Source organism: Thiogranum longum, assembly GCF_004339085.1.
Taxonomy (GTDB): Bacteria; Pseudomonadota; Gammaproteobacteria; order DSM-19610; family DSM-19610; genus Thiogranum; species Thiogranum longum.
On record NZ_SMFX01000001.1, the window covers coordinates 1,199,709 to 1,225,680 of the forward strand.

At 55.6% G+C, this 25,972-nt stretch carries 30 protein-coding genes and 3 tRNA genes; 26 read left to right on the plus strand and 7 right to left on the minus strand.

The annotated features are described in order from the left end of the window. Positions 1-15 precede the first annotated feature (15 nt). Positions 16-92, minus strand: a tRNA-Val gene (locus DFR30_RS06040). A 124-nt stretch (positions 93-216) separates the two neighbouring features. Next, on the minus strand, positions 217-1,473 hold the full coding sequence (locus DFR30_RS06045; protein WP_132971804.1) for a DUF5666 domain-containing protein: 1,257 nt from the start codon (positions 1,471-1,473) through the stop codon (positions 217-219). Between the two features lie 199 nt (positions 1,474-1,672). On the opposite strand from DFR30_RS06045, the gene gltX reads away from it, so the two are divergent. From gltX to DFR30_RS06090, 9 genes are all read left to right on the plus strand, one after another. Further along, positions 1,673-3,088, plus strand: a complete 1,416-nt coding sequence (gene gltX / locus DFR30_RS06050; protein ID WP_132971805.1) for a glutamate--tRNA ligase — start codon at positions 1,673-1,675, stop codon at positions 3,086-3,088. A gap of 5 nt (positions 3,089-3,093) precedes the next feature. Then, the gene (locus DFR30_RS06055) at positions 3,094-4,788 is read left to right on the plus strand and encodes a glutamine--tRNA ligase/YqeY domain fusion protein (RefSeq protein WP_132971806.1); all 1,695 of its coding nucleotides are present in this window, start codon (positions 3,094-3,096) and stop codon (positions 4,786-4,788) included. Positions 4,789-4,873: 85 nt separating this feature from the next. Continuing rightward, positions 4,874-4,949 (plus strand) — tRNA-Ala (locus DFR30_RS06060). A gap of 43 nt (positions 4,950-4,992) precedes the next feature. Next, positions 4,993-5,190: a hypothetical protein gene (locus DFR30_RS06065; RefSeq protein ID WP_132971807.1), complete on the plus strand. Its 198-nt coding sequence runs from the start codon at positions 4,993-4,995 to the stop codon at positions 5,188-5,190. A gap of 5 nt (positions 5,191-5,195) precedes the next feature. After that, positions 5,196-5,271, plus strand: a tRNA-Glu gene (locus DFR30_RS06070). A 368-nt stretch (positions 5,272-5,639) separates the two neighbouring features. Further along, complete coding sequence (locus tag DFR30_RS06075) at positions 5,640-5,945, plus strand: hypothetical protein (RefSeq protein WP_132971808.1); 306 nt, start codon at positions 5,640-5,642, stop codon at positions 5,943-5,945. An 8-nt stretch (positions 5,946-5,953) separates the two neighbouring features. After that, positions 5,954-6,247: a hypothetical protein gene (locus DFR30_RS06080; RefSeq protein ID WP_207891823.1), complete on the plus strand. Its 294-nt coding sequence runs from the start codon at positions 5,954-5,956 to the stop codon at positions 6,245-6,247. A 30-nt stretch (positions 6,248-6,277) separates the two neighbouring features. Then, a complete protein-coding gene (locus DFR30_RS06085; RefSeq protein ID WP_132971810.1) occupies positions 6,278-6,562 on the plus strand; it encodes a sigma factor in 285 nt (94 codons plus the stop codon). A gap of 108 nt (positions 6,563-6,670) precedes the next feature. Further along, positions 6,671-8,401, plus strand: a complete 1,731-nt coding sequence (locus DFR30_RS06090; protein ID WP_132971811.1) for a chloride channel protein — start codon at positions 6,671-6,673, stop codon at positions 8,399-8,401. A gap of 28 nt (positions 8,402-8,429) precedes the next feature. On the opposite strand, the gene DFR30_RS06095 is transcribed toward DFR30_RS06090, so the two are convergent. After that, on the minus strand, positions 8,430-9,173 hold the full coding sequence (locus tag DFR30_RS06095) for a M90 family metallopeptidase (protein ID WP_132971812.1): 744 nt from the start codon (positions 9,171-9,173) through the stop codon (positions 8,430-8,432). 75 nt (positions 9,174-9,248) lie between these two features. After that, a complete protein-coding gene (locus DFR30_RS06100) occupies positions 9,249-9,761 on the minus strand; it encodes a zinc ribbon-containing protein (RefSeq protein WP_132971813.1) in 513 nt (170 codons plus the stop codon). Between the two features lie 40 nt (positions 9,762-9,801). Between DFR30_RS06100 and DFR30_RS06105 the strand changes: the two genes are divergently transcribed. From DFR30_RS06105 to DFR30_RS06175, 15 genes are all read left to right on the plus strand, one after another. Continuing rightward, positions 9,802-10,230: a hypothetical protein gene (locus DFR30_RS06105; RefSeq protein WP_207891824.1), complete on the plus strand. Its 429-nt coding sequence runs from the start codon at positions 9,802-9,804 to the stop codon at positions 10,228-10,230. An 88-nt stretch (positions 10,231-10,318) separates the two neighbouring features. Next, the gene (locus DFR30_RS06110) at positions 10,319-11,593 is read left to right on the plus strand and encodes a multiheme c-type cytochrome (protein ID WP_132971815.1); all 1,275 of its coding nucleotides are present in this window, start codon (positions 10,319-10,321) and stop codon (positions 11,591-11,593) included. Between the two features lie 81 nt (positions 11,594-11,674). Continuing rightward, a complete protein-coding gene (arsB, locus tag DFR30_RS06115; RefSeq protein ID WP_207891825.1) occupies positions 11,675-12,814 on the plus strand; it encodes an ACR3 family arsenite efflux transporter in 1,140 nt (379 codons plus the stop codon). Positions 12,815-12,850: 36 nt separating this feature from the next. Then, a complete protein-coding gene (locus tag DFR30_RS06120) occupies positions 12,851-13,261 on the plus strand; it encodes an OsmC family protein (protein WP_132971816.1) in 411 nt (136 codons plus the stop codon). Between the two features lie 28 nt (positions 13,262-13,289). Further along, the gene (locus tag DFR30_RS06125; protein ID WP_207891826.1) at positions 13,290-13,814 is read left to right on the plus strand and encodes a sigma-70 family RNA polymerase sigma factor; all 525 of its coding nucleotides are present in this window, start codon (positions 13,290-13,292) and stop codon (positions 13,812-13,814) included. Between the two features lie 66 nt (positions 13,815-13,880). Continuing rightward, the gene (locus DFR30_RS06130; RefSeq protein ID WP_132971818.1) at positions 13,881-14,933 is read left to right on the plus strand and encodes a permease; all 1,053 of its coding nucleotides are present in this window, start codon (positions 13,881-13,883) and stop codon (positions 14,931-14,933) included. A 28-nt stretch (positions 14,934-14,961) separates the two neighbouring features. Further along, positions 14,962-15,180, plus strand: a complete 219-nt coding sequence (locus DFR30_RS06135; protein ID WP_132971819.1) for a heavy-metal-associated domain-containing protein — start codon at positions 14,962-14,964, stop codon at positions 15,178-15,180. A 37-nt stretch (positions 15,181-15,217) separates the two neighbouring features. Continuing rightward, on the plus strand, positions 15,218-15,451 hold the full coding sequence (locus tag DFR30_RS06140) for a thioredoxin family protein (RefSeq protein WP_132971820.1): 234 nt from the start codon (positions 15,218-15,220) through the stop codon (positions 15,449-15,451). Then, positions 15,448-15,909 (plus strand): ferritin-like domain-containing protein, encoded by a 462-nt coding sequence (locus DFR30_RS06145; protein ID WP_132971821.1) that lies wholly within the window; start codon positions 15,448-15,450, stop codon positions 15,907-15,909. Before DFR30_RS06140 ends, DFR30_RS06145 begins: the two co-directional genes overlap by 4 nt. 68 nt (positions 15,910-15,977) lie before the next feature. Next, positions 15,978-16,286, plus strand: coding sequence for a PilZ domain-containing protein (locus DFR30_RS06150; RefSeq protein WP_132971822.1), 309 nt, complete (start codon positions 15,978-15,980; stop codon positions 16,284-16,286). A 20-nt stretch (positions 16,287-16,306) separates the two neighbouring features. Further along, positions 16,307-17,473, plus strand: a complete 1,167-nt coding sequence (locus tag DFR30_RS06155; protein ID WP_132971823.1) for an efflux RND transporter periplasmic adaptor subunit — start codon at positions 16,307-16,309, stop codon at positions 17,471-17,473. Beyond that, a complete protein-coding gene (locus DFR30_RS06160; RefSeq protein ID WP_132971824.1) occupies positions 17,466-18,653 on the plus strand; it encodes an ABC transporter permease in 1,188 nt (395 codons plus the stop codon). The genes DFR30_RS06155 and DFR30_RS06160 overlap by 8 nt, the downstream gene beginning before the upstream one ends. A 2-nt stretch (positions 18,654-18,655) precedes the next feature. Continuing rightward, positions 18,656-19,375: an ABC transporter ATP-binding protein gene (locus tag DFR30_RS06165; protein ID WP_132971825.1), complete on the plus strand. Its 720-nt coding sequence runs from the start codon at positions 18,656-18,658 to the stop codon at positions 19,373-19,375. Continuing rightward, positions 19,372-19,653: a hypothetical protein gene (locus DFR30_RS06170; RefSeq protein WP_132971826.1), complete on the plus strand. Its 282-nt coding sequence runs from the start codon at positions 19,372-19,374 to the stop codon at positions 19,651-19,653. Before DFR30_RS06165 ends, DFR30_RS06170 begins: the two co-directional genes overlap by 4 nt. Further along, complete coding sequence (locus DFR30_RS06175; protein ID WP_132971827.1) at positions 19,646-20,104, plus strand: hypothetical protein; 459 nt, start codon at positions 19,646-19,648, stop codon at positions 20,102-20,104. The genes DFR30_RS06170 and DFR30_RS06175 overlap by 8 nt, the downstream gene beginning before the upstream one ends. 12 nt (positions 20,105-20,116) lie before the next feature. Here the strand turns inward: DFR30_RS06175 and DFR30_RS06180 are convergent, their stop codons facing one another. The 3 genes from DFR30_RS06180 to DFR30_RS06190 all read right to left on the minus strand — a co-directional run bounded on the left by DFR30_RS06180 (position 20,117) and on the right by DFR30_RS06190 (position 24,020). Further along, positions 20,117-20,455 carry a hypothetical protein gene (locus DFR30_RS06180; protein WP_132971828.1) on the minus strand — a complete coding sequence of 113 codons (339 nt, stop codon included), beginning with the start codon at positions 20,453-20,455 and terminating at the stop codon, positions 20,117-20,119. Positions 20,456-20,522: 67 nt separating this feature from the next. Then, positions 20,523-21,326 carry a sulfite exporter TauE/SafE family protein gene (locus tag DFR30_RS06185; protein ID WP_132971829.1) on the minus strand — a complete coding sequence of 268 codons (804 nt, stop codon included), beginning with the start codon at positions 21,324-21,326 and terminating at the stop codon, positions 20,523-20,525. A gap of 90 nt (positions 21,327-21,416) precedes the next feature. Further along, positions 21,417-24,020 carry a plasma-membrane proton-efflux P-type ATPase gene (locus DFR30_RS06190; protein WP_132971830.1) on the minus strand — a complete coding sequence of 868 codons (2,604 nt, stop codon included), beginning with the start codon at positions 24,018-24,020 and terminating at the stop codon, positions 21,417-21,419. Positions 24,021-24,383: 363 nt separating this feature from the next. On the opposite strand from DFR30_RS06190, the gene DFR30_RS06195 reads away from it, so the two are divergent. Together DFR30_RS06195 and DFR30_RS06200 are read left to right on the plus strand one after the other, a co-directional pair. Beyond that, complete coding sequence (locus DFR30_RS06195; protein ID WP_132971831.1) at positions 24,384-24,779, plus strand: hypothetical protein; 396 nt, start codon at positions 24,384-24,386, stop codon at positions 24,777-24,779. Between the two features lie 196 nt (positions 24,780-24,975). After that, complete coding sequence (locus tag DFR30_RS06200) at positions 24,976-25,962, plus strand: YncE family protein (protein ID WP_132971832.1); 987 nt, start codon at positions 24,976-24,978, stop codon at positions 25,960-25,962. Positions 25,963-25,972 lie beyond the last annotated feature (10 nt).

The window sequence follows — 25,972 nt, forward strand, 5'->3', positions numbered from 1 at the left end:
CCGGGAGCCGGGAATTGGTGGGCGATACTGGATTCGAACCAGTGACCTCCGCCGTGTGAAGGCGGCACTCTAACCAACTGAGCTAATCGCCCGGCATGTGCGAGTGATGGATTCTAGAGCGGCGGGGGAGGCGGGTCAACGGACAAGGCTGTATTGCCCGGGTAAAAAAGTGGCGGACCGTGAAAGTACGATCCGCCACAAGGTGGGGATACTCTGTCAGGGGTCGTCGCGTTCCAGTTTGACGGCCACGCTGTCACCGCTGGTGGTATCGACAAACAGGTGAACTTCCACGAAGTCCCCGATGGCGAGCGCCTGCAGATTGAAACGTGTGTCAGGAGTCATACCGTTATCGCGGCTGTCCTTCATGATGGTGGAGTTGGTCACGGTGATCACCGAACCATCCTGTAATGTAACCGTGCCGCTATTGACGCCGGTTGCATTGATGTCGGCCACAATACCCTGGATCTCGGTATCGCCTTCATCCTCGAAGTTGATCTTTTCGGCAACCAGCTCACCGGTAGCATTGAAGTTACCTTCAGCTTCAACCAGAATACCTGTCTGCAGGCCACTGCTGTCGCCACTTCGGAACACAGTGTTATCGGTCACGATGACAGTGGTACCGTCCATGCTGAAACTTGTGCCGTCAAAGGGCGACGAGATGACGGCCTTTATTTCAAATTCCTCACCGTCATCACCCTGACGGCCTTTCACGCCGTCGTCTTCCAGCTCCACCTTGCTGGCAACCAGTACTCCGCTACCATCAATACCGGCAACACTTTTGACTTCAACAAACAAGTCGGCGGCAAGGGTTACATCATTATCGATAATCGCGCCGGCGTAACTGACAGCCATGGTGCCGATATCAAAGGTCTGCATGGCAGGGTCAAGATTGCTGACCACGCCTTTCACTTCCACGCCGTTGGGGTGATCAATAAGGTAGGTAGCCAGGTCGGGCGCCTTGACTTCGACACGGGTTGCAAACACTGATCCGGTTCCATCACTGTAACCACTGACTTCAACAATATGTCCTGCGGCTACCTGGTCAATGGTGGTAACACCTGCAACCTTGCTTTCGAACAGGGTGTTGAGATCAACAGTAACGGTCTGTCCCATGATCACCATGGTGCCTGTGCCAGCCGCTACACTGTTACTCTGCACAATGCCTTCCAGTTCATCACTGGCGTTGATGGTCAGCGCACGACCTGTGGCGCCACTCGCACTGCCGGTCAGTTCGACCACCATGCCAACGGCCAGATCAGATTCGGTGCCCGGGTTGCCATCAATAATGATGCTGGCGCCACGCGTTTCATATTCCACACCGTTGACGAATATGCTGCCAAAACCGGTGATGGTGCCAACCGAAGAAGCACCAGCCGTTGCACTGGTAGTGCCACTCCCGCCACCACCACAGGCAGACAGTCCAAGCACTACAGCAATTGCACCAGCAGCCTTGGTTAACTTATTGATAGTCATATTAATCTCCTTGAGCTTAATTTAGGTTTGGAGGGCTGTAGCATGAGGTATGCCCTGCTTTACGCTCCAGTAATGGGAATAATATCCCAAAAATAACAAGAGTCAAGGGAATGCAGGCAGGGATTCAGAGAAATGTGACGCTGTTCCGGTAAACGCTTTGCTACAATGCGCCCTTTTCACAAAGAGTTACTGCATCTCCATGACTGTCAGAACCCGTTTTGCCCCAAGCCCGACCGGCTATTTGCACATAGGTGGCGCGCGTACGGCGTTGTTTTCCTGGTTGTACGCACGTCGTCACGGCGGCACCTTTGTACTGCGCATCGAAGATACCGACCTGGAACGCTCCACTCCGGAATCGGTGCAGGCGATACTCGACGGTATGGCGTGGCTGGGGCTGGACTATGACGAAGGGCCGATATACCAGACCGATCGCTTCGATCGCTACCGGGATGTGATTCAGCGACTGCTGGACGAGGACAAGGCCTACAAATGTTATTGCAGTCGTGAACGGCTGGATGCGTTGCGTGCCGAACAGATGGAACAAAAAATCAAGCCGCGTTATGACGGTACCTGTCGTGCAGGCGTCGAACCTCCATCGGCCGATGCCCCTTATGTAATTCGCTTCCGTAATCCGCAGGATGGTGAGGTGGTGATCGATGACATGATTCGTGGTCGTGTGACGATCAGTAACGATGAACTCGATGATCTGATTCTTGCGCGTACCGATGGCACGCCAACCTATAACTTTACCGTTGTGGTCGACGACAGTGACATGAAGATATCGCACGTAATACGCGGCGACGATCACCTCAACAATACACCGCGCCAGATCAATATCTTTCGTGCGCTGGGCCTTGAACCACCTACCTATGCCCATGTGCCGATGATACTCGGGTCTGATGGAAAGCGTCTGTCCAAGCGGCACGGCGCCGTCAGTGTGTTGCAATACCGTGAAGACGGTTACCTGCCCGAAGCGCTGGTGAACTACCTGGTGCGGCTCGGCTGGTCACACGGTGACCAGGAGGTCTTTACCCGTGAGGAAATGATCGAGCTGTTCGATATAACCGATGTAAACCGTGCGGCCTCGGTATTCAACCCGGAAAAACTGGCCTGGCTGAACCAGCAATACATCATGAACAGCGATGTTGCAAAGCTTGCCCCGTTGCTGGCGGAACAGCTGGAGAAGCGGGGGATTGACGTAACGCAGGGGCCGGATATCCTCGAAGTGACACGCGTCCAGCAGGAACGCGCGAAAACCTTTGTCGAGATGGCCGAGATCAGTGAGTTCTTTTACCGGGACTTCGATGCGTTCGACGAAAAGGCGGCAAAGAAACACTTGCGCCCGGTGGCACTGGAGCCGCTGGAGAAAGCCCGTGATGCGCTGGCTGCACTGGATGAATGGGAACCGGAAGCCCTGCACCGCACTGTGCAGGAAGTCTCCGAGGCACTGGAGTTGAAAATGGGCAAGGTCGCACAGCCGTTGCGTGTCGCCGTGGTCGGGCGCGCCGCTTCACCGGGTATCGATGAAACCCTGTACCTGGTGGGCCGTGATGCGTGCCTGCGGCGTATCGACCGGGCACTCGACTTTATCCGTCAGCGCGCCGGGCAGGAATAACTACAATGACTAATGAAGAAACCGGTAAACCAAACAATTTTATTCGCAATATTATCGATGCAGATATCGCCAGCGGCAAACACGGCGGCCGGGTAGCGACACGGTTTCCGCCGGAACCGAACGGTTACCTGCACATCGGGCATGCAAAATCGATCTGCCTGAACTTCGGTATTGCCGAGGATTACAAGGGCACCTGTAACCTGCGCTTTGACGACACCAATCCGCACAAGGAGAACGTCGAGTTTGTCGAAGCCATTAAAAAGGATGTGCACTGGCTGGGCTACGACTGGGGTGACCGCCTGTTCTACGCTTCGGATTATTTTGAACGTCTCTACGCGTATGCCGTTGAGTTAATCAAAAAGGACAAGGCCTACGTCTGCGATCTAAGCCCCGAGCAGACCCGTGAGTACCGTGGCACGCTCACAGAACCGGGCAAGGACAGTCCTTTCCGTACCCGCAGCGTAGAGGAGAACCTGGACCTGTTCGCGCGTATGCGCGCCGGTGAGTTCAGGGACGGTGAAAAGATCCTGCGCGCAAAAATCGATATGGCCTCATCGAACATGAACCTGCGTGACCCGGCCATCTACCGTATCCGTCACGGCGTGCTACACCACCAGACGGGCGAAGCCTGGTGCATCTACCCGATGTACGATTTCACCCACTGTCTGTCGGATGCCATCGAAGGCATTACGCATTCCCTGTGCACCCTCGAATTTGAAGACCATCGTCCCCTGTATGACTGGTTCCTCGATACGCTGGATGTCGAGCACCATCCACGGCAGATCGAGTTCTCCCGGCTGGAACTGGAATACACCATTACCAGCAAGCGCAAGCTTACCCAACTGGTTGACGAGGGACATGTCGAGGGCTGGGATGACCCGCGCATGCCGACACTGGCCGGCATGCGCCGGCGTGGTTACACGCCGGCGTCGATCCGTGACTTCTGTGACCGCATCGGCGTGACCAAGTCGACCAACAATGTTGAAATGAGCGTGCTGGAAAATTGTGTGCGCGAGGACCTGAACCCGTGTGCGCCGCGTCGTATGGCCGTGCTGCACCCGCTCAAGGTTGTTCTAGAAAACTACCCGGAAGCACAGTGCGAAACACTCCAGGCCGCCAACCACCCGCAGGATGAGTCCATGGGCGTTCGCGATCTACCCTTCACCCGCGAACTTTATATCGATCATGAAGATTTCCTCGAAGTGGCGCCCAACAAAAAGTTCAAGCGCCTGGTCACCGGTGGTGAAGTGCGGTTGCGCAATGCCTACGTGATTCGCTGCGATGAAGTCATCAAGGACGGTGACGGTGAGATCATCGAACTGCGTTGCAGCTACGACCCGGACACCCTGTCGAAAAACCCGGAAGGCCGCAAGGTGAAGGGGGTCATTCACTGGGTCTCTGCACCACACGCGGTTGCCGCAGAGATTCGCCTGTACGATCGCCTGTTCAACCAGCCGAACCCGGGCAGCGACAGGGAGGGCGGTGATTTCACTGACCACCTTAACCCGGAATCGCTACTGACCCTGACCCGCTGCTACCTGGAACCAAACCTGAAACAGGCCGTGCCCGGCGCTTTTTTCCAGTTTGAGCGGGAAGGCTATTTCTGTGCCGACCCTGACCAGAGCCACGGCCTGCCAGTATTCAACCGCACCGTGACGCTGCGCGATTCCTGGGCGAAAATCGAGAAAAAAGGTGGCTGAAAAAAACTGCCCGAAAGCGCCCGGAATTCCCGCCTTTTTATTGACAGGGCAGGGCCTGTCACGTAAAGTGCGCGCCTTACTTTCCGGGGCTATAGCTCAGCTGGGAGAGCACTTGCATGGCATGCAAGGGGTCGGCGGTTCGATCCCGCCTAGCTCCACCAGATTTACAGGCAGTTTGCCTGATCGTTCGGAAAGTGGCATCCAATGAGGCACATCGGCCGTTACACGGTCTATGCAGGAGTTGTTCTGATCGCCATCGGGTTGATCGGAGGCTTCACCGCCTTGTTCAGGGATGCTGACAGTCTGGCAGTGAATTTGCTGACACTGGTTCCTCTGGGCTTTATTGCCCTGCTGGCCGGTACAGTCGTTTCACAGTTGTCGGGTCCACCCGACGGCCAGTAAAAACTGTCCCCATCGTCTAGAGGCCTAGGACATCGCCCTTTCACGGCGGCGACAGGGGTTCGACTCCCCTTGGGGACGCCAACAAAGCTAAAGGGCCTGTGGTCATGCAGGTCCTTTTTTAACGCATAATCAACTTGCCCGGGAGTGCATGAAATGACTAAAACTTGTCTTAAATGCCGTTACTGTCGAGTGAAGCTGAGCGTCTGGTTTTCTGCGGTTGTAGTCGCAATCAGCATCGCAGCTATTGTCACAGGTATTGCCCCGCTTCAGGTCTGAAGCATCCACGGCACTAAAAAAACCGGCCGCGTGCCTGGCCGTTACATAAGGGTGTTGTCGCCAAGTCGTCGAGGGTTGCGCGATTGGGCGTCAGTCCTCCCGCTGCACCTCTGATTCCGCCTGCATTCGGGCTGGCAGGCGTGAATCCCCATACCCGGACGGGTTGGGGAGGCGTGCCGCATTGGAGCGCCCTGATAGCGCTCCTGGCTATGGGTAGTGAAGGGCAGTTATTCGGTCACCTCGCGGCACAATGTGGTGAGCAGATTTTCAATGGCAAGGCGCAATGCTATGTCTGTCATGTCCCACCACTTTTTACCGAGCCTGGCTGGAATATCCGCAAACCCGAAGAAATCGGTATCGATACGTTTCAGGCAGAGCGTAGCCCTGATGGCGGTTATCGAACCACGCCGATGAAAGGACTCTGGACGCATACCAAGGGTGGGTTCTTCCAAGATGGTCGGTTCACGACGATACCGTGATCGAGGAAGTGCCTGATACTCTGCCGGGCAAGGCATTTGGTGGACTTGCAGGCTTCATGGTTGGCGCGGCAGTTGGAGGACCGGTTGGTGCTATCGGTGTTGGTTTCGCTAGCGTCTGGTTGGGCGGGAATGTCCAGGAAACCACCGGTCTTCATGGGCGTGCGTATCGTATAAAGTCACACGACGGGACCATCCGGATAGTCCGCTCACCACAGCAGCAGTGGTCGATCGGAGATCAGGTCCAGGTTGACGATAACCGTTTGGCATACCTGGAAAAGCAGCAGGTTTCCCGGTCGAAATAGTTAAATAAAACCTTGGCTGATGAGATTATTATGCGGCGTTACAACCCGCGGCTTTTTCGTGTGGCGCGTAGTATTTTACGTGATGACGACTCAGCACAAGATGCAATTCAGGAAGCCTATGTATCTGCTTTCGTCAAGACCCGCTACCATCGGGCACGGAACCTGATGCAAGAAGCACTTGATCAGCAGATGGATGTTGCTGGCCTGCATGTTTTCGAATTCGCAGGCAAGCGATGTGACGCTATGGTCGTAACCGTGCTAAAGCGGCTCGGAGCAGACTTGATAAGCAGCGAAGCTCTTAAGCAGTTGCATTGAACCTTTATTGCCCTACGTGGATTCGAATAGATGTCCCTGCACCAGTACCGCCAGGCTGGTAAGCTTATACTTTGATGAATTCTATCCTGTACTCATAACCGATTTTATATGTCACACAGTATCCAGCGCTGGTTCGAAACCTTCCGTCTGCAGCTTTCCCGGCCCGACGCCATTTTGCCGTTTTCCATTCTGGGTCTTATTGCAGGTACGTTGGCAGCACTCACTGTCATTGCACTGCGTCTGTTGGTCGATTATGTGCAAGTCAAGGTGCTGCCGTTCGACGTGGCTGAAAATTTCGAGTCGATATCACCTGTCTGGCGGGTGGGGGCTGCCGTTACCGGCGGGTTACTGATCGGCCTCCTGTTTCGCGTAACACGCAAAGAAACACACAGTGTGGGTGTGTTACATGTGCTGGAACGACTGGCGCATCACCAGGGTCGCTTGCCCTGGCGCAATGCACTGGTTCAGTTTGTGGGTGGTGCGATCACAATGATTTCAGGTCACTCGGTCGGGCGGGAAGGGCCAAGCGCCCACCTGGGTGCTGCCAGCAGTAACCTGCCTGCGCAGGCCTTGCGCTTACCCAATAATAGTTTGCGGGTGTTGGCAGCCTGTGGTGCGGCTGCAGGGATTGCTGCGTCGTTTAATACTCCGCTGGCCGGGGCGGCCTTTGCTATGGAAGTCTTGTTAATGGAATACTCGGTTGCAGGTTTTGCACCGGTTATCCTGGCCACGGTGAGTGCCACGGCACTGACGCGGGCCGTGTTTGGAAGTGACCTCGCGTATGATGTCCCGCATTTGTCACCGGGCGCGCTTTCCGAACTGCCGTATATCCTGGTCTGTGGTGTTCTCATCGGTCTGTTGGCCGCCGGTTTCAGTGCACTGTTTCAGTGGGTCTCGGTGCAGGGTGAAAAAATGCCTGCCTGGATACGCCCGATGCTTGCCGGTTTACTGGTCGGTGTGTGCGGGGCGATGGTTCCGGAAGTGATGGGTATTGGTGATGATACGGTTAACCATGTGCTTCGCGGTGAGCTGGCGATTACATTGTTGTTTGTCATTCTCGTGGTAAAGATCATTGCCACCACCGGCGGGATTGGTCTTGGCCTACCCGGCGGGATCATCGGGCCGACCTTGTTTATTGGTGCGGCGGCTGGTGGTTTACTGGGCGCTGTCGGTGCGATGTTGGGTATCAACGAGGCTTCATCGTTTGGCTTGTACGCCATTATAGGTATGGGCGCCATGATGGCGGGTACCTTACAGGCACCTATGGCCGGTTTGATTGCCATCCTGGAACTGACGGGGGAACCCAACCTGATCTTGCCGGGTATGCTTGTAGTGGTTGCTGCCACGATCACCAGTGGCTATGTCGGTCGCCGCGAGTCGGTGTTTCAGGGTTTATTGCGCACGCGTGGTCTTGACTATCGAAATGATCCGGCTGCGCAGTCATTGCGTCGTATCGGTGTGGGCAGTGTGATGAATCGTCAGGTGGTGACGCTGCCGCGTCGGGTGTCTCCGGCCGAAGTCGATGAGGCGCTGGCAGGGAAGCCAGTGTGGATCCTGGTGCGTGAAGCGGGGCGGGCGGACACGTTGCTGCCAGCTGTCGATCTTGTGCGGGCCCGCAGGGATGCACCCGACCAGGAAAGCTACGATCTGATCGATGTACCGGGAGAACGGGTGCAGACCCTGCCTGTCGATATGGGAGCAACGTTACAGGAAGCACAGGAAAAAATGCGGGAAAGCGGTGCAGGAGCCTTGTATGTCATCAGTCAGACCGTACCGGGAATTCCGCGTGTGCTGGGTGTACTGACAGCTGAAGATATCGAAAACAGCTACCATTACTAGGCCGGAACCACGCTGTTTTTTCACGCTCTTAAGTGTATTGAAGTGGATCCTGCCGGTAAAACAGGCTCAATTGCCGGTACACCTTCGGGTACAGCCTGTGCAGTAACGCCGGTTGCACAAAAAAGACTTCTGTCAGCACCGCGAAAAACTCGGCCGGGTTTTCGGCTGCATAAGGATCAATAGACGTGTGGTGATGACGCTCGACCTGGTGGTACAGGTTTTCGTAGGCGTGCGACAGTGAGGCCGTCCATTCCTCGCGTACCATGTCGCGGTGCAGGGGCGGCATACCGTTCGCTGCCCCATTAAGCATGTCGAGCTTGTGGGAAAACTCATGCAGGATGACATTGGATGCCGGGCCATGCGGGTGGCTCCCCGGCCGGGCATCCGACCAGGAGAGGATGACCGGGCCACGTTGCCAGGCTTCCCCGGCAAGTGCCTTGCGTGTTTCGTGCACCACACCACTGGCATCATATTCTTCCCGTTTAATGACAAAGGTGTCCGGGTAGACAATGACCTCACTCCAGCCCTGGAAGTCATCGAGATCCAGGTTCAGGATCAGCAGGCAGGCCTGTGCTGCGATATACACCCGCATGAAGTCATCGACCTCCAGTCCACCTGCACCGGTAATGGCCTTTTCATGCAGGAACAGGCTGGCCAGTTTGCGCAGTCGATGCAGTTCCCGGTGGCCCAGTCGAGCCACAACCGGTGCTGAAGAGACCGCCTCATGCCATAGCGGGTATGGAATGCGCGAGCGAAACAGAACATGCTGCAACCAGGCGCGGTGCAGGCGTTTCAGCAGGCCACTCAGCGCCTGCCTCCCGGTTCGTTATCGCAACTGTGGCCGCCGCTATCGATGGAAGCTGGTTCCGTGGCACTTGGGGCAGGGTGGAACCTTGCCGGTCTTGTAAAAATGCAGCTTCTCGCCGCAATTGTCACAAGTCAGCGTACCAGGACCGGTAATTTCTCCCGTGTGGAACGTGGAAGCCTCCCTGGCCTGCTCTTTAAGCTCCAGCAGCTTGACGGTCGTTGTGTCGGCAGCTTTCAGCAGGAAGTCGAAGATCCCGCTTTCGAGCAGGGTGGTTTCAAAACCCAGCCAGTCTTTAAGCTCGTGCCCGGTTTCTGACAGATAGGCCACGGCCTCACTCATGTCGCGCTTCAGCCAGTCGGCCAGCTTCTCGGCATCTTCAGCAGAGACCTCTTTCAGTTCAACCGCTTTCTCCTTGGCTTCATCAATCAGCTTGTGCAGCAGCGGTACCGTCTTTTCTTCCGCCTCGTGGAAACGCTGTGCGGCACGCTCGTACATTTTCTCATAGGCTTCACCGAGTGCGTCAAGCGGGTCGTGTTTCTGCGGGTCTTTCATGTTTCTCTCCTGTAAGGCTGTTCTGATCCCATGGCATGCAATGTACATGGGGGCAAACCGGTACGATGCAACCTGGGTGACAGAAAGGCTTGCATATCTGCCCTATGGTGCGATCCTGATCCTGAATACAACCACAGGGGCAATGAAAATGCGAGATTACGGGAATATGCCAAAGATTGACTGGCAGGATGACAAGCCGACACTGGTCAAGGTCAAGGCGCAGCTGATGCGCGAAGAACCGGTGATTTTGCAGTTACCGGACGGGTTCAGGCTGGATTTCGATGCACAGGCGTGCGGATGTGAAGGCGAACCTGATTTGTTGCTGGATTGTCAGCCACAGGGGGTTTTTGCGGCGCTTGCCGAGAACAACAATATGCCTGCCATGGCGGAGATTGGAGAACAGGCCAGGGAGACCGGGCAGATTGTCGACGTGGATATAGCCGGTCAGCGACTGATTCTGCATGACTGAAAGGTTCTCCAGCCCCGCTGGCAGAGCTGCTCGCCACACTCGGGATACAGGTTGGCGAAGTCAACGAAACCCTGCAGAGGAATGACTCATGAAGGTATTGATCCATCTGGCAGTACTGTTCTTTTCAATACCGGTATTCGCTGCAAATGAGGTGAAGGACGACCCGGCTTACCAGTACCAGCCTAACAGCTATTGTGGTGCCTGCCACCAGGAGCAGCTCAGGGATTACAGCCAGTCCATGATGGGAAAGACCCCGCATGACAAGGTATTTCAGCAGTTTTACCTGGGGCTGAATGCCAAGGGTGAAAAGGACGGCATGGGCTACAAGGGCTTTCACCCGGATGAGCCAGGTGATTGCGCGAACTGCCATACGCCGGATGTGGTGCTGAACGAAGGCCATGAAGTGGACCTGACCGAAGCTATCGACAAGGGTAGCCAGGGAATATCCTGCGATTTCTGCCATACCGTGGCAGACGTCAGGGTGATTCGTGATCCTGACACCGGCCGCTATACCACGGATATCAACCATGTCGTGACGCGGGCGCGCGGTGACACCAAACGTGGCCCCTATGACGATGCGGTTTCACCCGCGCACAAGACTGTAATGTCACCGATCCATCTCAAATCGGAATTCTGTGCCATGTGTCATTTGAACCAGGAGCACCTGTTGTCGATCAGTACCTATGCGGACTGGAAGGCGGCCTATGACAAGGGCGCTGTTACGCAGCAGTGCCAGGAATGCCACATGCCGACGGGTGGAAAAGATCGGCCTGTGGCCATCGGTGGCAAGGTTCGCAAGGCCGAGACAATCCGACGACACCTGTTCCACGGCGGGCACAGCAAGGACATGCTGGACAAGGCGGCCACACTGAAACTGGAAGCCGGTAAAAAGGATGGCGTGCTGGTGGTCGATGCCAGCGTGACAAACAGTGGCGCCGGCCACACCCTGCCGGGTGGTGCAACATTACGAAATATTATCCTGGTGGTGGATGCGCAGGATGCCGCAGGCAATCATTTGCAGCACCTGGGCGGAAAGCAGGAAAAACTGCCGCCCCTGGCTGGCGTCGGCAACACGGAACGTGACTTTGCCGGCCATCCCGGCAAAATGTTTGCCCGGCCGTTTGTCACCAAAACCGGTATGGTGCCCGCCGGTGGCTTCAATGCGGATCATGAGCTGTTCAATACCCGTATCCCGCCACGCGAAACCGACCACTCGACCTTCCACTTTACCCTGCCGGAAAAGGGTGCAATCAAGGTGACCGCCCGGCTCATCTATCGCTGGACCTATAAACCGATGGCTGACAAGAAAGGCTGGGATCTTGAGGATATCGAGATGACGCGGCAGTCCGTTGAGGTCGATTGAAGGATATTACCCGACATGTATGCTGGCCCAGGCATTAATATTCGGTTGACAATATATACGTAAAAACATATATTCAGTCGCATGAGTGGACAATGTGAAGTTGCGGCTAAAAAATCGGGCGGCGCCAGGATAGGGTTCTTTGAACGTTACCTGACGGTGTGGGTATTTCTGTGCATTGTTGCCGGTATTGCACTGGGCCATTTCTTCAGCGAGACCTTCCATGCCATCGGCAGACTGGAAATAGCAGAGGTCAACCTCCCGGTTGCAGTGCTGGTCTGGTTGATGATTATCCCCATGCTGCTCAAGGTCGATCTGCATGCACTCAAGGGTGTACGCGCACACTGGCGAGGCGTCAGCGTAACCCTGTTCGTCAACTGGGCTGTAAAACCGTTTTCCATGGCTTTGCTCGCCTGGTTATTCATCGGCGGGTTGTTCCGGACCTGGCTACCGGCAGAACAGATCGACAGTTACATCGCCGGGCTTATCATCCTGGCGGCCGCACCCTGTACGGCTATGGTGTTTGTGTGGAGCAACCTGTCGAACGGAGAGCCACACTTCACCCTGTCACAGGTAGCGCTCAACGACGTCATTATGATCTTTGCCTTTGCACCTGTTGTCGGGTTGTTGCTCGGCCTGTCAGCCATCACGGTGCCATGGGAAACGCTGCTGCTGTCGGTGCTGGTTTATATTGTCGTGCCGTTAGTGATTGCCAATGTCTGGCGAAACGCGTTGCTGAAAGGCGAGCACGGTTATCTGCGTTTGCAACGGGTACTTGACCGCATGCACCCGGTCTCGCTGCTGGCACTGCTAACCACCCTGGTACTGCTATTCGGATTCCAGGGTGATCAGATCATCGCCCAGCCATTGATTATTGCACTACTGGCAGTGCCGATCCTGATCCAGGTGTTTTTTAACGCCGGCCTCGCTTATCTGCTCAACCGTGCGGTGCGCTCACCACATTGTATTGCCGGGCCTTCCGCGCTGATCGGCGCCAGCAACTTCTTCGAGCTGGCCGTGGCCACCGCGATCTCCCTGTTCGGGTTCCAGTCCGGTGCAGCGCTCGCTACGGTGGTCGGTGTGCTTATCGAAGTGCCGGTGATGCTGATTGTCGTGGGCATCGTGAGTCGCACACAAGACTGGTATGAACGCCGCGATGGCGTCCCAGGCTATGAAGAATGTTGTCCGGTTGACTTGCACCTCCATGGCGAACATCGGGCCTGATACGATCCAATTACCCTGGTTGCCGGGAGAAGTCTGATGCTGGAATACGAGGTGACTGCACAACGTGTTGATACGCACGGCAGCCTGGCGCAATGCAAACAGGCGCAACTGGTTATTGATACCGATCTGGATGGACGTCCCGATGCGTTTAATCCGGCAGAGTTGCTACTGGCTGCTGTAGCGGCCTGTATCCTGAAAAATTTGGAACGTATCGCACCCATGATTCACTTTGACTATCGCGGTGTGACAGTGAAAGTGCACGGCGTACGTCAGGATTCGCCGCCAAAGATGATGCGCATCGAGTATGAAATTACAGTGGACAGCGACGAAAATGATCGCAAGCTGGAACTGATGCACGAAAATATTCGCAAGTACGGTACCGTCTACAATACGGTGGCGCCGGGAACTGAATTGAAAGGTATCCTGCGACGCAGCGCAAGTGTATGAATAGAAGGCCTTGCGAATGAATTGTCTGATGAAAGCCTGGAATGCGCATGAAAATGAATTGCGGGCCTGGCTCCGCCGTCGCCTGGGAAGTCAGACAGATGCCGAAGACATGCTGCAGGATCTGTTCCTCAAGGCCATGCGCCAGGACCAGCGCTTTTGCCAACTCGATAACGCACGCGCCTGGCTATTCCAGGTGGCGCGCAATGCCCTGGCTGACCGGTTGCGGCTGAGCCGCGAGCAGGTTGCATTACCGGAGGACCTTGCCAGTGACAGTGAGGAGCCGGTGGCCATCGCCAGCATGGCAGCTTGTCTGCCGCGCGCCCTCTCTGAGCTGAATGAAGAGGATCGCGATGCCCTGAGTCATTGTGATCTCGAAGGCATGAAACAAAAAGACTATGCAAATCAAAAGAATATCAGTCTTCCAGCGGTAAAATCACGCGTCCAGCGAGCCCGTCGGCGATTGCGCGCCCACCTCACCGAGGCCTGCCAGGTGCGCTTCGACGAGGCCGGCAAGGTGTGCTGCTTCGAACCGCGCTCGAAAAAAAGTAACTGATTCCGGACTCGCCCTGCATCCTTTTTCCGGTTCATTCGTCTCCCTGGGTAACGACGGAGACACACGATGCAAGCGATAGCCCTCAAAATGAAACACTGGCCCGGTCGGCAGCCACAGGTATTCCTTGTGTTGGCAGCGCTGGCATGGTTCGCACTGTACCAATCCCTGCTGCCCGCTTCGGAACTGCTGGTCAGCCTGTTGCCGGTAGCACGTGACAGCCATCTCGGCGGTGCGTTGCAATTTTTCTTTTATGACACGCCCAAGGTGCTGTTACTGCTGACGGGTGTTGTGTTCGTGATGGGCGTGATCCATACCTTCGTGTCTCCTGAACGGACGCGTGCGTTGTTGTCCGGCAGGCGTACCGGCGTAGGCAACATCATGGCTGCCGGGCTGGGCATTGTTACACCCTTCTGCTCCTGCTCGGCCGTGCCCCTGTTTATCGGCTTCCTGCAGGCCGGTGTCCCGCTCGGCGTGACCTTTTCCTTCCTGATCGCTGCACCCATGGTTAACGAGATTGCACTGGCACTGTTGTTTGGCCTGTTCGGGTGGAAAATCGCTGCCCTGTACATGGGACTGGGCCTGACAGTGGCTATCCTGTCCGGTCTGTTAATCGGGCGACTGGGGATGGAGCATCACCTGGAAGACTGGGTGCGCGAGCTGCAAAACAGCGAGACAGACGTGGCAACACCCGACACCCGTATGGAATGGTCCGAACGCATCGGTAGCGGTTTCAAACATGTACGCGAAATTGTCGGCAAGGTCTGGCTCTATATCGTCATGGGTGTCGCACTGGGTGCGGCCATTCATGGTTATGTGCCGGAAGATTTCATGGCCAGCATTATGGGGCGTGATGCCTGGTGGGCCGTACCGCTGGCGGTCGTGATCGGCGTACCCATGTACACCAATGCCGCCGGGGTTATCCCGGTCGTGCAGGCCTTGCTGGCCAAGGGTGCCGCGCTGGGTACCGTGCTGGCGTTCATGATGAGTGTGATTGCGTTGTCGGCCCCCGAAATGATTATTCTGCGCAAGGTGCTCAAGCCCCGGTTGATTGCCACCTTCGCAGCTGTCGTCTCCACCGGCATATTGTTGGTGGGCTATGTGTTCAATTTCGTACTGTAGATTTTTATAACCCGAACAGGAGAAAAACATGAGCCAGTCTGATGTACAAATTAAAGTCGGCGGCATCTGTTGTGGCAACAGCATTGTCCGTGCGCAAAAAGTCATCAAGGCATTTGATGAGGTAAAGGCCGTGCGTATTGATCTGGCGAATAACCTCGCACATATCGAAGGTAGCCCCGACCCCGAGGCGATTGTAGCCGCCCTGATCGGGGCAGGATTTCCGGCATCCTGTGAACCGGCCAGTTAGGCCCGGTTTACGATTTCAGTGACGTAAGGAGTAAGTGATGAAAACATTCAAAGTGCTTGGAAGCGGTTGTGCCAACTGCAAAACGACAGCGAAACTTATCGAGGATATCGCCCGCGACAAAGGTGCCGATGTCGTGGTGGAAAAAGTCGAGGATATCAAGGACATCATGGGCTACGGCGTGATGTCGACACCCGGTGTGGTTGTTGATGGCAAGGTTGTTCATGCGGGCGGAATTCCTGACAGACAAACAGTGGAGAGCTGGCTGCAATGAGCAGGGCTAAACTGGAACAGGCATTGAACGAGGCTCTTGATGATGAATACAAGGCCCGGGCTACCTACCGTAAAGTTATCGAAACCTGGGGTGAAATTCGGCCATTCGTGAATATCGTAGAGGCCGAGGAACGTCATATTCAGGCATTGTTACCCTTGTATGAACACTATGACATCCCGGTACCGGAAGACCCGTGGATGGATCAGATTGAGATACCTGCTTCGGAGACTGAAGCGTGTCAAATGGGTGTCGAGGCAGAAATTGAAAATGCCGAACTGTACAACCGTTTGCTGGATATGACGCAGGACTATGCCGATGTGCAATCAGTGTTTTTGCAATTGCAGCGTGCTTCACAGGAAAACCATCTGCCTGCTTTTCGTCGCTGCGCTGAGCGGGGTGGTGGCCGTGGTCATCAGGGTAAAGGTTGCCGGGGTGGCGCTGGCAGGCAGGGCTGCTAAAGTAATATACACTTTGCCAACTGCAATATAACAATCTGACTCATCACTGCATTAAGGAGACACCTTCCATGGAACACCGTTATAGTAAACGTGTCGATGCACAGCTGAATGTCCTGCTGTACAGTAATGGTGTGCCGGTGGCCGTCGGGAAGACCCGGAATATCTCGGCGAGTGGTGTCTTTGTGGAAACTATCTATCAGCAGCAACACGGAAACCGGTCTATGGATATTGAATTTCTGCCTGGAAATGGTGCCGGTACGGACAAGTACTATGTTAAAGGGATGATCGTGCACAGTGAGCCGGATGGCGTCGGGTTAATGATTGAGGATTTTGATCCCGATGAAAGATTTCAGCTGCAGACAGCACACACAACGTAAAACCGATTTCAGGATGCCTGTTGAATAATCGTAGTAAGCGCTTGATATACAGTCTGTTGCTTTTGTTCGCAATTGCGGGCGTGCTGGCATTGATTATGATCAAGGGCCCACTCGCGCCGGTGTCGGTGCAGACGGTGCGGCTGACGCAGGGGAATCTGCAACCTGCACTATTTGGCGTAGGCACCGTGGAAGCACGGCGGAGTTACACCATCGGCCCGACGCGAACTGGCAGGGTATTGCAACTGGACGTCGATCATGGCGACCGGGTCATCACCGGCCAACTGCTCGGCAAGATGGACCCGGTGGATCTGCCCGACAGGTTACAGAGCGCTCAAAAGAGTATCGAACGGAGTGAGCACCAGGTAGAGGCGGCCCAGTCACGGCTTGATGAGGCCAACAGCCGATCTGCACTGGCACGACGTGAGGCCAAACGCTACCGGGAACTGCTGGCAAAAAGCCAGATCAGTCACGAAGCGGCAGAGACGAAGGAGACGGATGCGAAGACGGCAGCGGATCAGGTGCGCGGTGCCCAGGCTGATCTGGAAGGGGCACGTCACGACTTGCAGCGCTTGCAGTCTGACCTGAAGGCACTGCAGGCGCAGATCGAGGAGCTGAAGCTGGTCAGTCCGGTAGAGGGCCTGGTGACCGCGCGTGAGGTGGAGCCCGGCTCCGTGATTGTAGCGGGTACAACAGTGTTGCGGTTGATCGAACCGGCCACGCTTTGGGTGCGCACCCGCATCGAACAGCGGGGCAGCGGGGACATCCGCAAAGGACAGTCAGCGGAAATCCTGTTGCGCAGTCAGCCGAAACAGCCTCTGAACGGAAGCGTGGCACGTGTTGAATTGATTGCCGATAGTCTCACCGAGGAGCGCTGGGTCGATGTAGCTTTCGATGAGATTCCTGAAGGTGTGGCCGTTGGTACATTGGCCAATGTGACGATCAATGCACCGGAGGTGCCGAATGCGTATTGGTTGCCTGCCGCGGCTTTACAGACGCACGAGCGACAGACGGGCGTCTGGTTGATTGTCAGTGGCAAGTCGCACTTTGCGCCCGTCAGAACCGGCAGTCGAACCCTGGACGGGAAAATACAGATACACACTGGCGTCACGCCGGAGGATCTTGTGGTGAGCTACTCGCCAAAGCCCTTGAGTGAGGACAAGCGGTTAAAAACCACCGACCATGATTAGCCTGGCTTACCGGGATATCTCAAACACCGTTGGTCGCTATGTGTTGACGGGCATCGGGCTGGGCCTGCTGATTGGCGTTACCTTGACCATGGCAGGCGTATTTCGTGGCATGGTGGATGATGGCCGCGCGTTGTTGCGCGCTGCCGATGCCGATATCTGGGTGGTGCAGCAGAATACGCTGGGCCCGTTTGCAGAACCTTCATCTCTGCCCGACGACATCTACCGGGGAATCCTGGCCATCGATGGCGTGACGCGCGCGACCAATGTGGCCTACCTCACATTGGAGGTAAGTCATGCCGGCCGCAGTGTGCGGGTGATGCTGGAGGGTATTGAGCCAGGCCAGAATCGACTGCAGCTGACGGCTGGAAGGCCGGTTACCCGTTCCCACTACGAATTGGTGGCTGACGAGCGCAGCGGTTTCCGGGTAGGCGACCTGATCCCTGTCCATCGTCATGTGTACCGGGTGGTGGGATTGACCCGGGGGATGCGTTCCCCTTCCGGTGACCCCATCCTTTTTCTGCCCCTGAAAGATGCCCAGGAAATCCAGTTTCTCAAGGACAACGATGCGTTGTTTCGTGACCGGCGCCTGCTGGAAGACAATCCCCGACTCAACCCGCCCGGCAACCCGGCGCTGCTCGGTGGCCTGGAAGACACACTGTTTTCCAACCACCGGGTCAATACTGTGCTGGTACAGCTTGCGCCCGGGGTAAATGCGCAGCAGGTGGCAACTGATATCGAACAGTGGCTGCGCCTGACCGCCTACCCGCGAGAAGAGATGGAACAGATCCTCATCGGCCAGTTGATTGCCATGGCCTCCAGGCAGATCGGGCTGTTCCTGGTAATCCTGACGGTGGTCAGTGCCGCCATTGTGGCCCTGACGGTCTACTCCATGACCCAGACCAAGCTGAAAGAGATTGCCGTACTTAAATTGATCGGAACACCCAATAGTCTGATATCACGCATGATCCTGCTGGAGGCCATTGGCCTGGGCCTGATCGGTTTTCTCACCGGCAAACTGGCCGTGACCTACTGGGCACCCCTGTTCCCGAAGCATGTCCTGTTGCTGACGGAGGATACCTTGCGTGCGCTGATCATAACTTTGGTCATCTGTATCCTCGCCAGCGTGGCGGGTATCCGTGCGGCACTGCGTATTCCACCCGGCTCGGCGATCGGTGGTTGACCATGACCGGGCCGGCCATACAGGTAGAGAATCTGAGCAAGACCTATGGCAAGGGCGCATCGGCTGTGCAGGCGCTGAAAGATGCCAGCATGTATGTACAGCCGGCAGAGGTGGTAGGGTTGCTCGGCCCCAGCGGTTCCGGCAAGACCACCCTGTTACAGTGCCTGGGCGCCATCATCGACCCCAGCGGCGGGCGCATCACGCTGGGGGGCGATACGCTTTTCGATAGCGGCTGGCAATACAGTGACCGGCGCACCCTGCGGCGGGACCGGATCGGCTTTATTTTCCAGCGCCCGTACCTGATCCCTTTTATGGATGCGACCGAGAACATTGCTATCCTGCCCATGTTGCAGGGGCAGACCAATCACCAGGCTTATGACCGGGCAAATGAACTGCTCGACATCCTGGACATCACCGATCGCGCTGCAGCACGGATCGAAGAACTTTCAGGCGGCGAACAGCAGCGGGTGGCCATAGCCCGTGCACTGGCCAACCGGCCCTCGATTATTCTGGCCGATGAGCCGACTGCGCCACTGGACAGCCACCGGGCCATGTCGGTCATGCAGTTGCTGCACGAAATGGCGGCAGAATCCAACACGGCGATTATTGTCGTGACGCATGACGAGAACATCATCCCGGTGTTCAAACGCCTCTACCGGCTGCGTGATGGTGTGTTGCACGAGGAAGCCGGGGAAGGGCGGCCGTTCAGTACCGGGACATGAAAATTACACTCGTTGGCACCGACAGAGATAAGCTGATTCGTATGAAAAAGCGCCTTCGCTGCGCGGCGAGGGGCCTGCGTATTGACGTAATCATCGAAGAAGACCGGGATGATTACAGGGCGCTGGACCTTGGCGCCCGGAATGGACCGATTGCGGTTGCCAGGTCGGATGACGGAAGATTGCATACCTTGATGAATGGGCTGGAGCAGGTTGAAGTGGTTCAGCAACGACTGGTACAGTGGTTTTCCGATGAAAGGGGGAGTAAGCAGGATGGATGAAGACTCCGGGCAGACAGACCCTGCCAACCGCAAGCATTCCCCGAAAAATATCGAGGAACTCCACCGTGAAGTAAAGAAATGGCGCAGTGAACACGACACGTGGCTGGAGGATGTTGAAAAGTGGCGACGTGAGGAAAGGTATCTCAAACTGCTGCTGTTCAGAATGGAGCGCGCCTTGCCCGACGAGGGCAGCTCGCTGGATGAACACGCCAGGCGTGTCAAAGATCATGTGCAACGCGTAGGCGCCTATGAAAAGCGATTGCAGGCGCTTATGAAAAAAGGCAATCCATACTCTGATATAGATGATACGCTACTGGAAGAACACCGGTTGCAGAAGAATCTGCATCTGCAAGAAAGAGAGCGGCATGCGTCATTTCGAAACTCCCATGAGGCTGCAATGTTTGAGCTGACCCGCCTTACCCGTGCACTGGAACAGGCAGAGCGGCAATAGACAGGACGCCTGTCACGGGAAATCATCGTAGGGCGGTTCGTCTTCAAGCCCCATCTTTTTTCTTTTCGCGACGGCAAGCGAGGCCAGCCAGGCGCCGGCAACCAGTCCCAGGCAGCGCAGGAGATTGACGACCAACGGGCTGAGTTCATAGGGTAGTGGCAACTTTCCACCGTACTCAACGATCAATCTCTCATCCACATGGCCCGGGACAAAGAACAGGATGATGCCAGCCGAGATCACGACAGCGGCCCATGATAACGTGTTGCTGCGGGTCAACGCGCAAACAAGGCGAAACAGTATGGCACCCAGTACTGCGCTCAACAGTATTTCTATACTCAGTATCTTAAGCATCTAACGCTCCTTGCAAGTCAGTACATTTATAACGTGATATTATTACCTGGGCTACTACTATTGAGCATCAGGGTTTCCATTCGCTAACGGGTAAGCGTGTGCGGGCTCTGCGACTGCCATGCAGGTAGTGGAGCCCCAGCAGGACCAGTAAGATACCAAAGGCGATGCGTAACCCCTGTTCCGGCAAGGCCAGTGCAATTCTGCTACCGAGCCAGGCGCCGATAATGGCACCGAATGCCAGGGACGGAACCAGGCTCATCCACACATTGCCAAGGCGCCAGTTTTCCCAACTGCCGGTCAACACAGCGGGCAATCGGGCCAGTAGTGAGCAACCCTGCGCCAGCTGTTGCGGCATGCCCAGGCCAAATACGAACAGCGGTGCCAGTACCGGGCCACCACTAATGCCGATGACGCCGGCCACCAGTCCTTCGATAATGCCTACCGCCAACAGGTAGGGCAGTTGCAGATTTTCCGGCACCAGCGCACTGGTTGTGATCAGGTCACGAAAGATAACCAGTAGTCCGCCCAGCATGACCACGACGCCAAAGCCGGCCTTGAGGCGTGCCGCTGGCCAGTTTTCCGACCAGGCAGCCGCCAGCGGGGTAACCAGCAATGCAGGTACGGCAACCCACAGTATCACTCGCAGATCGAACATCCCGTGGCGGGCATAGACCAGCCCGGCCATGGAGGCTGTGAACAGGCTGACGAACAGTGCGGTGCCGCGTGCATTGACAGGACTTAACCCGGCCCAGCCCATCAGCATCGGGATAACCAGTGTACCGCCTCCCAGGCTAACCAGTCCGCCACCCATACCGGCGGTCAGGCCAATGATAAGGCCTTTTATATGCTGGTTTGACTGAATGGAGGTCATGTTATTACTGGTCTCAGGGTTTTGTTTTATCGCGGTTACCAACGGTTTTCAGTACATACATGCTGGCCAGGTATGATTCCTTTACCACTATCAGGTGGTTATTCCCTCCCGCCGCAACACGCGGTAGGTCAGCATTTTCAGCACATCGTTGAACACAAACCACGACAGGGCATAAACCCACATCAACATGGCATATTTCCAGCCGATGGGTGTAATCAGAAAACCATAGACGGCAATCAGGGTGCCAAGGATACGGGTAGAGAACGTGGCCCCGAAAAGCAGCCAGGACGGGTAAGGTTTTTTCCAGAACCAGTCGTCGATGCGGGTGTTATAGATCGTACCGTGACCGGCAATCACCAACTTGGCAAAAAACATCGACTGGATCATTTCTGTCGAGAAATTTAGTTGCATGAGGATGTAGAACAGGAGAAATGACGAGAGTACACCTCCGATCCCCAGTACGCTTGAGACAGTCAGTATCTCCGGCATGTTCCAGCGCACCGGCTTGCTGGACACTTTGGTGTTGTCGTAAGCGATGGCAAGGATGGGGATATCATTCAGTAATGCGAGAACGATAATCATCAGTGCAGTGATAGGATAAAAATTAAATACCACAATCGCCAGTGTCATGAACAGAATGATGCGAATGGTCTCGGCGATACGAAAGATGGTATAGCTCTTCATGCGTTCGAATGTGATGCGCGCCTGCTTCACCGCTTCGTTAATGACGCCCAGGCCGGGTGCGGTAAGGATAATGTCCGCTGCTGCGCGCGCTGCATCGGTGGCGTTTGAAACAGCAAAGCCACAGTCGGCCTTTTTCAGTGCCGGGGCGTCATTGACGCCGTCGCCTGTCATGGCAACGATGTGACCACCTTTCTGCAAAGTGTCGACAATTCGATATTTGTCTTCCGGCACTACCTCGGCAAAGATGTCCACTTCCTCGATCATTTCGATGATGGCGGATTCGTGGGTGTGCAGGAACTCGCGCTCCAGCAGGCGGGTATCGTAGAGCGTTTCCACTCCCGCCATCACCTTGCTGGCAAAACGTCTGGCTTCCTTAAGCGACACATCTCCTTTGAGGTTGTGATAAATCTCGGTCGTCAGCACCTCAACCAGAGTCAGCAGCTCGTTGCTGGCAGCACCCGACAGTTGCGCCGAACGGATAGTGCGTTGCTCAAGGTTCAACAGACGCCCGATCTCTTTGGCGATGGCCAGGTTGTCACCGGTTACCATCTTCACCTTGACGCCGTTGTTCTGCATCTCGGCGATGACGTGCACGGAATCCTCGCGTGGTGGGTCATACATCGGGATCAGGCCCAACAGTTCCAGTGGGGTGTCTTTGTATTGGCGGCCTACGGCCAGTGTGCGATAACCCTTGGTCGCGAGTTGCTCCACCGTTTGATTGATTTCGCGGGTCTCGTCATCGGAAAGCTGTGCCAGTTCCAGTAGCACCTGGGCCGCACCTTTCATGGCAATGTATCGCTCATCGCCGTTTTCAATCTGTGCTTCCGTACGCTTGCGTACGGGGTCAAAGGGTGTGAACTGCACCTGGTGGCAGGCACGCCAGTCCAGGTCGGGGAAATGTTCATCGATGTACTGAAAGATGGGCAGTTCAATGGGGTCGTTATTCTCGATCCGGGAGGCCAGTGCCGCCACCAGGAACAGGTCACGTTCCTGAAAGCCTTCACGCACTACCGGTTCGGCGACCTGCATCTCGTTCCTGGTGAGCGTGCCGGTCTTGTCGGAGCAGAACACATCCACTCCCGCCAACTCCTCAATCGCTGCAAGACGGCTGACGATGGCCTGGCGCCGCGCCAGGTTCAGGGCGCCTACTGCCATGGTGACTGAAAGCACCGCCGGTAACGCGACCGGGATGGAGGCTATGGTCAACACCAGGGCGAAGCGAAGGATCTCCAGGAAGTTTTCATCGCGGAACAGCGCAACCATGATGATCAATACCACCATGACAGCGGTGATCAGGATGAGAAAATCGCCGATACGAATTACCATTTTCTGGAAGTGGCTGCGCTCCTCCAGCGATGCCTTGGCCACCAGGGCCACCACGGTATGGAAGTTGGTGTTGTTGCCAGTGTTCACTACGACTGCCAGCATTTCGCCTTGCCTGACGATGGTGCTGGCATAGGCCGTCTCACTGGCCTTTTTGCTCACTGGCAGGGATTCACCGGTCAGTGCCGACTGGTCGATGAGCAGGTAGTCACCTGAGAGTAACTGCACATCTGCGGGCACGATGTTGCCGATCTTGAGCTTGATGATGTCGCCAGGTACCAGTTCCCGGGACGGAATGGTCTTGAATTTCCCATCGCGTAACACGGTGATCTCGTGGGAGAGGCTTTGCTTCAGTGTCTTGAGCGCGTTAAGAGCCCGGTGCTCCTGGAAAAAATCCAGGAAAGCATTCACCAGCAACATAATCATGATGATGATGAAATCTTCCCATTTTTGCACCAGGGCAGAGAGGACCGCGGCAATCTCGATCATCCATGGAATCGGCCCCCAGAAGCGGCGAAAAATCCGGTGCCAGAGCGATTCTTCCCTTTCCTCGATTTCGTTATAGCCATACTGTTCGATGCGCCGGGTTGCTTCGGCGTCAGAAAGGCCCTGATCGGCCTTGACTTCAAAGGCTCTCAGCGTTTCAGCTATCGGTTGTTGAGCGTAGCTATCAGTATTCTGTGGCATGGTCGCTTTCCGGGTCGAGAGGGTTACTAAAACCCGACAGTACGACTCTATCCGGATCGCCCGGGCCGGGATGCAACCCAGGTGACAGTCTGACTACGCGCGAGAATAAAGGTAATATCGTGTATGCATTGACGGAAGGCCAGGCTGCGCCGGCAATATGCTCTTTTGTCATTTGCGTATATGGACTGAATTCAATCAACGATATTATTCCAGATCCCATTGATTGGGCCTCCCGGTTAGATTCAGCTTACACAACTTGAAACTTTGACAGATATTAGCCTGTCACACTGATAAATCCGGGAGTTTGTGCTAGGTTTAACCACACAATTCGTTATTAACAACGAGGGCTTGACAGGCAGGGCTATGAAATCGGTTTTCCGGACATTGCTGAATGTGCTATTGGTGGTGAGCCTGGCCACCACGCCGGTTGCTGTGGCACTTGCGACAGTACAGGCCGGAAGTCAGCTGTCAGTTATCAGTGGCGACAGTATGGCGCCATGTCCTCACGCCATGCAGGAACGAGCGCCTGCAGTTAGCCAAAAGGCGTCACCCGAAAAAGTATCCTGCACCTGTCGTGTTGACGATTGCAGTTCGATGGATAGCGACAGCTGTCACCATTTCACAGCTTTTTCACTCATTGCCTTGCTGACAGGCGCTGTGAAGTTTCCTGCCATGGGCAAGGAGCACATGAAAGCCGTCCTGCAGGATCGCCATACTGGTTTGAACATCACTCCCGAGTCACCCCCGCCTATCGTGTAATTCCCTTCAGACGGTTGCTTGCCGTCACTTGTGTGGCCGATCTTTTTCAGCGCCACTACCCGGCACCCGGGTTTCAGCCGATTATTTTCATGGAGCCCCGGGCGGCCTGTTATAAAAACCTTGACCTGTGTCCAAGGTGCAGGTTGTAAAGTCGATTCACCAGTCATGATGAATTCAGTAATCAAGGAGGTTAGCCATGAAGCACTTGATCCGATTATTCGTTGCCACCCTGGCAGTTACAACAGGGATGGTTTTGGCTGCACCAACAGTGTATATCCCGCTGGGGTCAGGCAACAGGGTTATTGCCGTTGATGCCGCCAGCGGAAAAATAACCGCCACCTTTACCGGCGTCGAAAATCCACACGGACTGGTGGCGACCCCGGATGGAGAATACCTGGTAGCAGGAAGTCTGAGTGAAACACCGCTTGCCGCGGGCCAGTCCGCCGACACGCCCAACAGTAAGCTGGCTCTCATTCACCCGGCCCACGGGCACGTGATGCTGACCATTCCTGTGTCCGGATGGACGCACCACGAGGCGATTACACCGGACGGTCGCTACGTCATTTCCACTCACCCGACGCGTGGTGGTATTAGCGTGGTGGATATGCAGAGTAACCAGGTCATCAAAACCGTCAGCACGGGTCCTGCACCAAACTACGCCGTGGTTACGCCGGACGGTAAACGGACCTTTGTGACGAACAGCGGCAATGGAACCATTAGCGAGATAGATACCGCTACATGGGCGGTAACTCGTACGCTTGAAGGAGGCCCCGGGCCGACGCATATGGTGTTATCCGGGGACGGAAGTCGATTATTTGTGACTAATCCACGTGCTGGGAAGATTTCCGCCGTTTCCATCAAAACGGGCAAGGTGGTTGATAGCTGGCAGGTTGGAAATAACCTGCATGGCCTGGATATCGGTGACGATGGAAAGACACTGTTTGTCAGCAGCAAGCAGGGTGACAAGCTGATTGCCCTGGATTCCGAGACCGGGAAGGTGATCCGTGAGACCAGCCTTTCACCGGCGCCCTACCACCTGAATACGATTCATGGAACCGGCAAGCTCTATGTCTCCAGTCGCAGCGAACCAAAGATCTGGGTTGTGGAGCAGGATTCGTTGAAAGTACTGGGCGAGATTGCCCTCCCAGCCGGGGAAGGCCATCAAATGGCAATTGTGAAATAAGCGGAGAGGT

Excerpts from the sequence above, each read along its gene's own strand:
- DFR30_RS06045 (WP_132971804.1), bottom strand. The coding sequence starts at position 1,473 with ATGACTATCAATAAGTTAACCAAGGCTGCTGGTGCAATTGCTGTAGTG.
- gltX (WP_132971805.1), top strand. The coding sequence starts at position 1,673 with ATGACTGTCAGAACCCGTTTTGCCCCAAGCCCGACCGGCTATTTGCAC.
- DFR30_RS06055 (WP_132971806.1), top strand. The coding sequence starts at position 3,094 with ATGACTAATGAAGAAACCGGTAAACCAAACAATTTTATTCGCAATATT.
- DFR30_RS06065 (WP_132971807.1), top strand. The coding sequence starts at position 4,993 with ATGAGGCACATCGGCCGTTACACGGTCTATGCAGGAGTTGTTCTGATC.
- DFR30_RS06085 (WP_132971810.1), top strand. The coding sequence starts at position 6,278 with ATGCGGCGTTACAACCCGCGGCTTTTTCGTGTGGCGCGTAGTATTTTA.
- DFR30_RS06090 (WP_132971811.1), top strand. The coding sequence starts at position 6,671 with ATGTCACACAGTATCCAGCGCTGGTTCGAAACCTTCCGTCTGCAGCTT.
- DFR30_RS06100 (WP_132971813.1), bottom strand. The coding sequence starts at position 9,761 with ATGAAAGACCCGCAGAAACACGACCCGCTTGACGCACTCGGTGAAGCC.
- DFR30_RS06105 (WP_207891824.1), top strand. The coding sequence starts at position 9,802 with ATGTACATGGGGGCAAACCGGTACGATGCAACCTGGGTGACAGAAAGG.
- DFR30_RS06110 (WP_132971815.1), top strand. The coding sequence starts at position 10,319 with ATGAAGGTATTGATCCATCTGGCAGTACTGTTCTTTTCAATACCGGTA.
- arsB (WP_207891825.1), top strand. The coding sequence starts at position 11,675 with ATGAGTGGACAATGTGAAGTTGCGGCTAAAAAATCGGGCGGCGCCAGG.
- DFR30_RS06120 (WP_132971816.1), top strand. The coding sequence starts at position 12,851 with ATGCTGGAATACGAGGTGACTGCACAACGTGTTGATACGCACGGCAGC.
- DFR30_RS06125 (WP_207891826.1), top strand. The coding sequence starts at position 13,290 with ATGAAAGCCTGGAATGCGCATGAAAATGAATTGCGGGCCTGGCTCCGC.
- DFR30_RS06130 (WP_132971818.1), top strand. The coding sequence starts at position 13,881 with ATGCAAGCGATAGCCCTCAAAATGAAACACTGGCCCGGTCGGCAGCCA.
- DFR30_RS06135 (WP_132971819.1), top strand. The coding sequence starts at position 14,962 with ATGAGCCAGTCTGATGTACAAATTAAAGTCGGCGGCATCTGTTGTGGC.
- DFR30_RS06140 (WP_132971820.1), top strand. The coding sequence starts at position 15,218 with ATGAAAACATTCAAAGTGCTTGGAAGCGGTTGTGCCAACTGCAAAACG.
- DFR30_RS06145 (WP_132971821.1), top strand. The coding sequence starts at position 15,448 with ATGAGCAGGGCTAAACTGGAACAGGCATTGAACGAGGCTCTTGATGAT.
- DFR30_RS06150 (WP_132971822.1), top strand. The coding sequence starts at position 15,978 with ATGGAACACCGTTATAGTAAACGTGTCGATGCACAGCTGAATGTCCTG.
- DFR30_RS06160 (WP_132971824.1), top strand. The coding sequence starts at position 17,466 with ATGATTAGCCTGGCTTACCGGGATATCTCAAACACCGTTGGTCGCTAT.
- DFR30_RS06165 (WP_132971825.1), top strand. The coding sequence starts at position 18,656 with ATGACCGGGCCGGCCATACAGGTAGAGAATCTGAGCAAGACCTATGGC.
- DFR30_RS06170 (WP_132971826.1), top strand. The coding sequence starts at position 19,372 with ATGAAAATTACACTCGTTGGCACCGACAGAGATAAGCTGATTCGTATG.
- DFR30_RS06175 (WP_132971827.1), top strand. The coding sequence starts at position 19,646 with ATGGATGAAGACTCCGGGCAGACAGACCCTGCCAACCGCAAGCATTCC.
- DFR30_RS06180 (WP_132971828.1), bottom strand. The coding sequence starts at position 20,455 with ATGCTTAAGATACTGAGTATAGAAATACTGTTGAGCGCAGTACTGGGT.
- DFR30_RS06185 (WP_132971829.1), bottom strand. The coding sequence starts at position 21,326 with ATGACCTCCATTCAGTCAAACCAGCATATAAAAGGCCTTATCATTGGC.
- DFR30_RS06190 (WP_132971830.1), bottom strand. The coding sequence starts at position 24,020 with ATGCCACAGAATACTGATAGCTACGCTCAACAACCGATAGCTGAAACG.
- DFR30_RS06195 (WP_132971831.1), top strand. The coding sequence starts at position 24,384 with ATGAAATCGGTTTTCCGGACATTGCTGAATGTGCTATTGGTGGTGAGC.
- DFR30_RS06200 (WP_132971832.1), top strand. The coding sequence starts at position 24,976 with ATGAAGCACTTGATCCGATTATTCGTTGCCACCCTGGCAGTTACAACA.